Origin of the sequence: Candidatus Latescibacter sp. (assembly GCA_030692375.1) — a bacterium.
Taxonomy (GTDB): Bacteria; Latescibacterota; Latescibacteria; order Latescibacterales; family Latescibacteraceae; genus JAUYCD01.
In genome coordinates this window covers 1-7,052 of the sequence record JAUYCD010000120.1, presented here as the reverse complement: position 1 = coordinate 7,052, position 7,052 = coordinate 1, and the positions used below count along the sequence as shown (strand labels likewise).

The window sequence follows — 7,052 nt, the reverse complement described above, 5'->3', positions numbered from 1 at the left end:
GGGGTAAGATACTGCCTGCCAATATGTTTCCCCCCTTAAAAAGGGGGGATGCCAAAGGACAGGGGGGATCAGTCCTTCAAGAAGGCATGCAATTATCCGATAATACTTTCACATAAAATTATTCTTATAACGATAAGCATTATAAGGAGTTACAAACATTAGTACAAAAATTCTGGGGGATGGCCAGTGATAGTGAGTTTCAAGAACGAAAGTGGTTTTGGATTTTGAACGATGAAGTGGGGAAAGAGTTGCATACCAATTTGTTTTTTTAACTATTAGAGAAGCGCCTGACCTTTACTTGGACTGGTTTCAGAAGGCTTGTGAATAACCCTGTTTAATTATAGATGCCGAAACAAGTTCGGCATGACGTCATCCTGAACTCGTTTCAGGATCTAAATATAAACAGAAACCACCTTTTTTCACGAGCCTTTCATATCTTGTTCAACCCGTTCTCTTTCAGTTTCCGGTAGAGGGTCCTCTCGCCGATACCAAGCAGCCGCGCTGCTTTACGGCGGTTGCCCTGAGTGCTTTTGAGAGCATCTATCACCGCCTGGCGCTCCATTTCATCGAGGGTAACCTCACCTCCCGTCAGCACCGGGACGACTTCCATTACCTTCGACAGCTCGCGGAAATCCTGCCGTGTATGGTTGCCACGGAGCAGGTCTTTGATCTCGGCAAGATCGTTTTTGAGTTCGATAAGAGTCCGGTAGATGAGCTCCCGCTCAGCCTGCTCGTTTATTTTTTCCCGGCGGGCGGGGAGAATATTCTGACGGTGCAGGTCGCCAAAAAGATGCTCCGGAATATTTTGTAATCCTATTACGGGAACATTGGTCAGGGCAAGACAGCTTTCCACGAAATTCCTTAGCTCACGCACATTCCCCGCCCAGGGGGCCTGGGAGAGGAAACTCTTCGCCTCTTCATCGAAGCGGCGCCTGGGAAGATTGTTTTCAAGCGCATACCGCCGTGCGGTAAGGTCGATGAGCAGGGGTATATCCTCCGGCCTTTGACGAAGCGGAGGAACAAAAAGTTCGAGCACCTTGATCCGGTAGTAGAGATCTCTTCGAAATATTCCCTTGTCAACCAGCTCCCGCAGGTTACGGTTAGTGGCGGCAATGACCCGTACATCCACATCGATGACATCCATTCCCCCCACCCTCATGATCTCACGCTCCTCGAGTACTCTCAGGAGCCTGATTTGGGTAGAGTGAGGGATTTCGCCGATCTCGTCGAGGAATATCGTCCCGCCGTGAGCTTTTTCGAACATTCCGAGCCGCCTTCCCACAGCCCCGGTGAACGCCCCCTTTTCATGGCCGAAAAGCTCGCTCTCCAGAACTCCCTCGGCCAGTGAGGCGCAGCTCACCGCCAGAAACGGTTTGTCCGCCCGCATGGAAACGGCATGGATGGCGCGGGCGATGACTTCCTTTCCGGCGCCGCTCTCTCCGGTGATGAGAACGCTGATGGAGGTCGGCCCCACCTGCATGATGGTCTGGATGGTCTCTTCCATCGCTGAAGACCTGCCGATAAGTCCGGCTTTGCGAACTATGGTGGAACGCATCGCCACTTTCTGCATGATCTCGTTAAAAACCTGTTTTCTCAAGGGCTTGTCGATGGCATAGTGAGCGGAAAGACGCCTCCCCAGCTTTTCACGCTGGTCCTGGTCGAGCGGCCCCAGAAGCAGCACCACCGTTTCCGACAGGTCTTCGGCCATCTCTGCGGCAAACGCGATCAGCTCCATGAGCCGCATGGAGCAGTCCATGAGGAGGGCGTCAAACTCCTGGGAAGCGACCAGAACCTCTGCTTCTTTGATGAGCGAGGCGATGATCAGCTTGTCTCCGGAGGCACGGGAGTATTCCTGGACAATTTTGATTACATCGTTATCATGGGAAAGGAGAAGAAGTTTCATGAATCCTCTCGGAGAAAGCGCTCAGGCAAAATCCGTCAAAAATACAATTCCCGCTTCAAACGTTCCGTATCGAGAATGGTCACATCCTTGCCTGAAAGGGTGATGTAATTCCCATTCTCTATCTGCTTGAGAATACGGGTGACCGTCTCACGGGTGGTTCCGACCATGTTGGCCAGGTCCTGGTGAGTCGGCCGCGAGCGGATCACTATACCTTCCGGAGTTTTTTCCCCGCTCTCTTCGGCAAGCTGGAGGAGTATTCCCGCCACTCGTCCTCTGACATCGAGAAAAGCAAGACTTTCAATGCGCTCGTCAGCTTTTCTGAGGCGTGAGGTAAGCTCCTTGAGCAGTTTCAGGGCAATGTTCGGGTGTTTTTCAATGATGCTGTGGAAATCGGCCCTTCGGAGAATATATACCGACGATTCCTCAATGGAAATGACCGAAGCGGAACGCGGTTTCCCGTCAAGGAGAGACATATCGCCAAAAAAATCACCAACGCCGAGAATGGAAAAGATGACTTCTTTGCCGGTTTCGGAAAATGACGTGACCTTGACTTTTCCCTCCCTGATGATAAAGAGAGCGTCCCCTTCTTCATCTTCAATCAGGATCAATGTATCTTTCGGGCAATTCTTCAACACCGAAACCCGGGCTATTGCTTCCAGTTCCTCATCTTTGAGCGAGGAAAAAAGGGGGATTTCCCTGAAAATGTTGATCATGATACTCTCCATGCCACACGTGGCTCCTTTCATTATCGCGTCAAATTTACCGTTCTTTTCCAGAAAAGTAATAATAAATATATCCTGTTACGTCATTTGGTAAGTATTTTTTTAAAAATATTACGCCTTGATTGCACAATTAGATCCTGAAACAAGTTCAGGATGACACGTGTCATGCCGAACTTGTTTCGGCATCTATATATACGATCACGAACCTTATCTAATGGCATACCCGGATAAATATATATCCTACTGGCTCTTCACCGCTCGTATATCTTTCCCTTCTTTTCGTTTATAGAGGGTGAGGTACATGAGCACCTGGGCGCTGAAAAATGTGCTGAATGCAAAGGATACAATCCACGCGGCAACGAGAAGATACCCGATACCCAGAATCCAGCCCGACAGGTGAACAACACCGGAAACCCCGGAAGTATCCACGATAGAGGGAGTACCGAACAGGAAGTTCAGAATATAGAGCCCGTTCAAGACAACATGGCTTTCCATCAGGAAAGGGATGCGGGAGAGAGAAATGGTGAAAAGCTCATTGAGAGTATTTCCCATGAAAGGTGCAGTAAGGATCAGGACAAAGAGGAAAGCAGCTATCGATACCATCTTGAGGAGAGCGGTGACAAAAACGGTAACCACCCTTATGATGATCTGATACCAGAAAAAGAGAACAGGTTTTGACCAGATGGTGATAAAGGTCTGGATCACTGTTTCCAGAACATCTTCCTCGAGGCAGCCGACAATGGCAGGAACTATGGTGAACCCAATCAGGAACGTGATAAGCACCACTATTCCCGCCAGACCCCAGAAAAAGAGAGGAATGCTGAAAAGCGCCACGAAAAGCGGTCCAACCGCAGGTATTCTCCCCACAAGACCTGCTAGTGCAAAGGAAACGATAAATATCAGAACCAGGAAAAAAAGCGCCAGCATGGATATAAGGACTGTCCACCGGTTAGTCCTCGTGAACAGTACCGCCTCCCTGGCCTGAAACATCAGGTTTCCCCGGAGGTCTTCATAGGCAGCCCGTGAGACTGCGGTTGCGGCCAGAAGAAGAGTACAGAGCGCGAGAATGATTCCGAGTATCCAGATTACTGCCGCCGGTATTCCTGCGGCCTCGCCGGGAAGATAGGGGAAGAACTCAAAGTACTGAAAGAGCTGCACCGGGCCTGCGCTCCGGGCCGGAGACAAGAGGAGGGCGGCATAGGTGAATACGAGGTAAATTCCCCACGCGAGCAGTATTCCCTTCAGGGCAAGATACATCTTCCGAATCGACCATGCCAGCCGTGGCGCTTTTCCGATATCACGGTAATCAAAGGTGAGTTCCTGCATTTCTTCCACCTTTCACTTGAGAAAATTAAGGTTTATCCGGAGCGACTGGCATCTTCTTCACGGCTGCCAGAGTGCGGCTCCTAATCTTGAAAAAAATCCATGTACCGGTGCAAGCCATAAAAAGCAGCCCCAGGGCGAGCAGAATCCGGTAGATATTTCCACCGAGACCTCCGCCGAAATGGCCGAAATGGATGATGTCTGCGAAGTCCCCCAGATTCAGGCTCGGGGATATGCGATGAATGCTTATCAGGAGCCCGGTTAGAGCCTGAAAAAAAACAAACACGGCGATTATTATCCCGGTGCTGCGGTGATACTTTCGGAGATCGGCTTCTTTCATGGCCTGCCTCGCTGGTATGATTGGTTTTCCAGATTAAGCTTAATATCCCTGTTTATGGAAAGACGTGGAAATCAATACTATACATGACAACATAAATAATTGCGTATGTTTTGAGTGTTTAGATCCTGAAACGAGTTCAGGATGACACGTGTCATGCCGAACTTGTTGCCGCAGGCGGGAACGATGAAACCGTTGCCGTTTCTCGGGAACGGTGAAACCGTTGCCGTTTCTCGGGAACGGTGAAACCGTTGCCGTTTCTCGGGAACGGTGAAACCGTTTCGGCATCTAATTTGAAAAGAAACGCAATAAAATATGTCGTCATATATAAAAAGAATGCACACTCAAAGAAAGATGCAAGAGAATCCGGTAAAAGGCAAGCGGATATTTATGGGGAAGGTCTGTGTCTTAAGGGGGCATTTCATATATCATCAGAAAATGCTTGACAAAATACGCATATTTGTATTATATTACTCTTGAAAGGAGTAAATGCGTATCATGGATACTATCGATCTTGAGATATCCTCTATTCTCGGACAAAACGGGAGAATATCGAACCGCGAGATCGCCCGCCGTATCGGAATAGCCGAGGGAACTGTTCGGCAGCATCTTGGACACATGATCGAGAGCGGAGCGCTGCGGGTCACTGCGCAGGTCAACATCGAATCTTTCCCCGAAGTGTATGTCGCCCTGGTCGGGGTCAAGATAGACGGCCGCCGGTTGAACGAGTGCGCCTGTGAGGTGGAGAAGCTCCCTTCGGTGCTGACCACGATGATTGTAACCGGGCGGTATGATCTCATTGCGGTGATTCTTGCCCCCTCGCGGCGGACCCTGGTTGATTTTGTAACCGGCCAGCTCTCGAAGATTCCCGGAGTGAAAGATTCGGAGACCTATGTGGTTTTAAGGAACTTCGGACAGTGGGTGGCGGCTGACAAAATCAGCCAGCTTCTGCGGGATGAAATAAAGGATGATGAAAGATGATCCGGCAAAAAGTATATATTTGCTGCCGTCACTCTAAAAACCTCACCCGGCCTTCGGCCACCCTCTCCTAATTAGGAGAGGGTAAGAACGAGGCGCATAATGAGTTACCCCCTCTCCTGACTGGGAGAGGGGGACAGGGGGTGAGGTTTAAAAACACTAAAAATAATGTAAAAATTACTTTTCACCGGATCATCATTAATAGACTCTGAAACAAATCCTACCATATCATGCCGAATTGGGTTCCCTTCTTAAGCAGGCCATCGGCATCTAATCGGAAAAAGGAGTAAAGAGTATGAAGATAGGAATACCGAAAGAGATTAAACCCCAGGAAAGCAGGGTAGCCATTGTGCCTTCCGGGGTCTGCGAGCTGGTAAAAGATGGAAACACGGTGCTGATAGAACGCGGGGCCGGCTTTGAGGCGGGGTTCTCCGATGGAGATTATACTGCCCAGGGAGCGAAAATTGTAGATTCGAGCGCAGAAATCTTCGGCGCCTGCGACATGGTGTTCAAGGTGAAGGAGCCGCTCCCTTCCGAATATCCGCTGATCCGCCCGGGGCAGATTCTGTTTACCTATTTCCACTTTGCCGCCTCGCCGGAGCTCACCCGCGCCATGCAAAAAACGAATGCGCTGTGTGTGGCGTATGAAACCTTGGAACTGCCGGACGGCTCGCTGCCCCTTTTGATCCCCATGAGCGAAATCGCCGGCCGGATGGCTCCTCAATGCGGCGCGCTGGCTTTGGAAAAACACCGTGGGGGGAGCGGCGTTCTTCTGGGCGGAGTACCCGGAGTCAAACCGGCGATGGTAACCATTCTCGGCGGAGGCGTTTCCGGAACCCATGCGGCTCAGATCGCCGCCGGTATGGGGGCGCAGGTCAATATTCTCGATATCAGCATCTCGAGACTCCGTCATCTGGACGAAATCCTTCCGCCCAATGTAATCACCCTCTATTCCAATTCACACGTGATCGCGGAAACCTGCGGGGCATCCGATCTGGTCATCGGCGCGGTTCTCGTTCACGGCGCCCCTGCGCCAAAACTCATCACCAGGGAGATTCTCCGCTCCATGCGGAAAGGCTCGGTGTTCGTCGATGTGGCGGTCGACCAGGGAGGCTGCTCCGAAACCACCCATCCCACCACGCATAAAGAGCCTACCTACATCGAAGAGGGGGTTGTCCATTATGCGGTGGCCAACATACCGGGTGCTGTGGGAAGAACCTCCACCTTTGCGCTGACCAACGCCACCCTGCCGTTTGCGCGCAGGATCGCCCGCAAGGGAACTTCCATCATAGACGACCCTGAATTCAAAACGGCAATCAATATCTACAAAGGAGAAATCCTCTACCCTGCACTCAAAAAGATTTTTACATGAACATGATTCCGGATCAGACCGGAAACGCCAAAGCCCGGAAGAGATTCCGGGCTTTTTCGTTGGATTCTATACATGACGACATAAATAATTGCGCATGTTTTGAATGTTTAGATCCTGAAACAAGTTCAGGATGACATGTGTCATGCCGAACTTGTTTCGGCATCTATTCCAAATATTGGTATCAAAATTTATTCGCGGAACAATAAGTATAGATAACGTCGCCGACGATTTATTTTTCCATACTCTCACAAAAAAATGCTATATTGTTTCGTTTAGCCCGGATTATTCATAAAATGTTTTTTCACATTTCATTAAAGGGATTGATCCCCTCTGCCTGTCGGCATCTCCCCTTGTTAAGGGGAGAATTCGCCACAAGCATTTTTTATCTTTCATTTTTTCTACCCCCTTCGATAAGGG

At 50.0% G+C, this 7,052-nt stretch carries 6 protein-coding genes; 2 read left to right on the top strand and 4 right to left on the bottom strand.

The window, feature by feature from the left end:
• Nucleotides 1-430: 430 nt before the first annotated feature.
• The 4 genes from Q8O92_07660 to Q8O92_07645 form a co-directional block, all read right to left on the bottom strand.
• Nucleotides 431-1,903, bottom strand: a complete 1,473-nt coding sequence (locus tag Q8O92_07660) for a sigma-54 dependent transcriptional regulator (GenBank protein ID MDP2983189.1) — start codon at nt 1,901-1,903, stop codon at nt 431-433.
• Nucleotides 1,904-1,938: 35 nt separating this feature from the next.
• Nucleotides 1,939-2,616 (bottom strand): Crp/Fnr family transcriptional regulator, encoded by a 678-nt coding sequence (locus Q8O92_07655; GenBank protein MDP2983188.1) that lies wholly within the window; start codon nt 2,614-2,616, stop codon nt 1,939-1,941.
• A 249-nt stretch (nt 2,617-2,865) separates the two neighbouring features.
• On the bottom strand, nt 2,866-3,951 hold the full coding sequence (locus tag Q8O92_07650) for a hypothetical protein (GenBank protein ID MDP2983187.1): 1,086 nt from the start codon (nt 3,949-3,951) through the stop codon (nt 2,866-2,868).
• Between the two features lie 25 nt (nt 3,952-3,976).
• Nucleotides 3,977-4,288: a hypothetical protein gene (locus Q8O92_07645; GenBank protein MDP2983186.1), complete on the bottom strand. Its 312-nt coding sequence runs from the start codon at nt 4,286-4,288 to the stop codon at nt 3,977-3,979.
• A gap of 495 nt (nt 4,289-4,783) precedes the next feature.
• Here Q8O92_07645 and Q8O92_07640 point away from each other — a divergent pair, with 495 nt between their 5' ends.
• Complete coding sequence (locus tag Q8O92_07640) at nt 4,784-5,266, top strand: Lrp/AsnC family transcriptional regulator (protein MDP2983185.1); 483 nt, start codon at nt 4,784-4,786, stop codon at nt 5,264-5,266.
• 292 nt (nt 5,267-5,558) lie between these two features.
• The gene (gene ald / locus Q8O92_07635; protein ID MDP2983184.1) at nt 5,559-6,635 is read left to right on the top strand and encodes an alanine dehydrogenase; all 1,077 of its coding nucleotides are present in this window, start codon (nt 5,559-5,561) and stop codon (nt 6,633-6,635) included.
• Nucleotides 6,636-7,052: the final 417 nt, after the last annotated feature.